General features: G+C 37.9%; 3 protein-coding genes. 2 read left to right on the plus strand and 1 reads right to left on the minus strand.

What is annotated here, in order from left to right; all coding sequences use genetic code 11:
* Positions 1-41: 41 nt before the first annotated feature.
* Positions 42-636 (plus strand): LamG-like jellyroll fold domain-containing protein (locus AFK68_RS44280; RefSeq protein ID WP_371357240.1); only part of this gene is annotated, 595 nt, incomplete at its 3' end.
* A gap of 669 nt (positions 637-1,305) precedes the next feature.
* Complete coding sequence (locus AFK68_RS05135; RefSeq protein WP_094671861.1) at positions 1,306-1,605, plus strand: hypothetical protein; 300 nt, start codon at positions 1,306-1,308, stop codon at positions 1,603-1,605.
* A 106-nt stretch (positions 1,606-1,711) separates the two neighbouring features.
* Here the strand turns inward: AFK68_RS05135 and AFK68_RS05140 are convergent, their stop codons facing one another.
* Positions 1,712-2,533, minus strand: a complete 822-nt coding sequence (locus AFK68_RS05140; protein WP_094671862.1) for a serine protease — start codon at positions 2,531-2,533, stop codon at positions 1,712-1,714.
* Positions 2,534-3,350 lie beyond the last annotated feature (817 nt).

Below are 3,350 nucleotides of genomic sequence, written 5' to 3' on the forward strand. Positions count from 1 at the left end.
GAATAATTTTTAAAATAAAGCCGAAAAGTGTCAGCGATCGCATTGATTTCCCGCCAATATACACTCCTCTTGCAAACCAGTTTTCATTTGCATGTCGATTTAACCTCTCGAGGCTGTTGGGCCACGAATACTTCTTACTTATTGAGACTGGAGCAACTGACTTTGGCTTAACAATCTGGTTGCGTGAAGATGCTGGGCAACGCGGTATTGCCGTTACGTGCTCCGGTGTAAATGGAAGTGTATTGCGTTACTCGACCTCACATGGCTTCTCTACGAATCACTGGTATGGCTTGGTGGTGACTTGGGATGGCTCAGCATCTGCGTCGGGAATCCACATTTATCTTGACGGTTCAGAGCTGAGTTATGCGAGTTCGGCTGATGGCGTTGCACCGCTTCGTGCTCAAGACGGCGATTGGATCATAGCCGGGCGCGTTACCGATAACTTGCGAAACTTTAGTGGCCGACTCGCAGACCTTGGTGCTTGGAACACTGTCTTATCCAGTGACGATCGAGCTGCTTTTTTTAATGGCCTTGTTCCTCATCAGATTGCGAACCCGAACCTTGTGTTTGATGCGCGATTAGTGAATAGCGACACTACCGATTCAGTGTCATTGCTAAACGGTAGCATTGTTGGCGNCATTGGTTAACTCAGCTATAATTTTCGTACTTTAGGATTAAATCTTTACTATTCGCCTTTTTTGTGGGAATACATAAGATTTGTTTGATAAAATCACTCCGAAAAATCCAGTGACGATCGAGCTGCTTTTTTTAATGGCCTTGTTCCTCATCAGATTGCGAACCCGAACCTTGTGTTTGATGCGCGATTAGTGAATAGCGACACTACCGATTCAGTGTCATTGCTAAACGGTAGCATTGTTGGCGCACCAACCGAGTACAATCACCCAACGAATGTTATCGGCGGAAAAAGTACAGCCACACTTGTAAGTCAGGAAATGACTGCGGAGTCGGGTAGTGCTCAAGCTGTGACACGAAGTGTGAGTGTTTCGCAGTTGTTAAACTTGATGAGCCAGCATGGTGCTTCCACAAACGAACAAAATCCAAGTCAGGAGATACAGGTTAGTGATTACTATGAAGGGGGCAATGTAGATACTAGTAGGGTTGTGATCTCCGGCGAAAATACATCAAGCCCAAACATTACCCTTTATGCGAGGCCAAACGTAAATGTTGAGGGAGCAAATCCCGCAAACATATACTACAGCCTAGCTTGTCGCGTAACGGGTATGAATGGCAAGAACCCTACATTCAAAATTAACTTTTTCGGATTTATTTTCTGCAACACTAACAATGTTTTTCACTGTTAGCTTAACTGCTAATCCTGCCAAAGCTGAAGAAAAACCAGTAACTAATAATATTGGTTCCTCAGAACAATTATTGAGTACCAATGCTAATAGTTTGTCAAGTGGTAAAAGTATGAGTTTAACTCAAGATTCTACTACTAGAGGTAGAGGTGGGTTGTCTCAAGGTGAACTTGATGAGGTGACAAACAATATTAACCTACAAATGCAGAAAACTAGAGATCCTAGATGGAAAAGAGAAAAAGTATGGTTTGAAGAAAAGTGGGATTCTTTTTCGACAGACTTTTAGTAAGTCTTAAAAAAGCAGTCAGCATTCAGCTATCAGTAGGATTTTGAATTTAGAACTTAAAATGTAAAATTGTAGAACTAAAGGTAAATTTACCAATTTTGAATTCTTAATTCTTAATTCTAGAAACTGGAATTCCCCAACTTAAAGATTCCATTTTTTTGAATTGCTCAATAGATGGTTGAGAGCCATCTATAAAACGAAATGCTCGAATTCCAGCAATGGGATATTTTGAACGTCCGTTAATACCAATTAATTGACCTTTACTATTTAAAATCGGTCCACCACTCATGCCACTTTTAATATCATTGGTATAACCTAATTGATATCCTTGGCTGAGGGTGCGACTTGGTAACATTTCTACAGACCCTAAAGTTAACTGAAAAGCACGACTACCCCAAGCACGGGTACTACTCATTTGTAAAGAGTCTGGTTGATACCAGTTGGGAAAACCTGCTGCAAAAACAGTTTCTCCTACTAAGGGTTGGTTAGTTTTTGCTATTTCTACAACTTGATAGGGGCGATCGCTAGTAAATTTCAATAATGCTACATCTAGATTACCTATTTGAGGAGTAGAAATTAGGGTAGCTTGATGAGTTATCCCATCTCCACTCATAACTGGGTAAAGTTTATTAGAATTATTCTCAATTACATGATGATTAGTAACAACAGTGTAGGTATTACCTTCCCGTTTGATAATTACTCCAGAACCTGCACTATTATCTGTAAAAATTCTCACAGTAACTTGTTGGGCAATATTGGATACTAATGATGGAAACTGTTGTAAGTCTACTACACTAGGTTTTGTGTAATAAGCTGAATTTTCTACTCTGGTTTGGGAGTAAGCATTAGGTACAAGTGCGGTTAGAAAAAAGAGTGAGGCTCCTAATATTTTACCACTTACATTTAAGATTGAGTTATTCTGTTTCATATTCTTAAGGTTTCTCAAATAAAAGACATTTAAAAAAAAGACAAAAATTCCCCTGACACCACTCAATCTATTTCAAGAAATTTGAAAGTGTGGTGACTATCTCTACGTTTGTTAGTGGTAGAGATCGCTGATAAATTGTTGTTAGTAGTTTAATTAACTACTTAAATCACAATAGGTATATATATTGATTAAATTCAGCCCGGTCATTTCAGTTATCAGTTATCAAAATAATTTAGGTCTAAAACCACGCTTTTTAAGGCGAAATATTTTGGGTGGGTTGCTCTAATCCCTGTTACAAAAATAACTTCTGATTTCATTATCAGTANGTATATATATTGATTAAATTCAGCCCGGTCATTTCAGTTATCAGTTATCAAAATAATTTAGGTCTAAAACCACGCTTTTTAAGGCGAAATATTTTGGGTGGGTTGCTCTAATCCCTGTTACAAAAATAACTTCTGATTTCATTATCAGTACTTCCCGCTGAAACCGGAGGCTTGAAATCTTAAAATACTTAACTTTTTTTATCCCCTTGAAAGGGAAGGCTTAAGACTTTATTTCTTGGTAACAAAAAATTTAGTTATTTAGCCATAGCTAAAATCTTAATTTTCCAGTCGAAATGACTTTGAGGAACTGAGTAGGTATTTTACAGTATAGCGGTCACAAAAAGACATTATCAGAATAAAAATTTGTAAAATTTTTCTCTAAGGTTTTTCATCTGGCCTTAGATAATGATCGGATAATATCAAATTCAAAAAATGCAGTTACATCTCAATTGATTATTTATTACTTTTCGGACTGTTTTTTTTAGCCCCGA

This window comes from Hydrocoleum sp. CS-953 (assembly GCF_002260545.1).
Lineage (GTDB): Bacteria > Cyanobacteriota > Cyanobacteriia > Cyanobacteriales > Microcoleaceae > Trichodesmium.

Coding starts and splice junctions, on each gene's coding strand:
- AFK68_RS05135 (WP_094671861.1), top strand. CDS start 1,306: ATGTTTTTCACTGTTAGCTTAACTGCTAATCCTGCCAAAGCTGAAGAA.
- AFK68_RS05140 (WP_094671862.1), bottom strand. CDS start 2,533: ATGAAACAGAATAACTCAATCTTAAATGTAAGTGGTAAAATATTAGGA.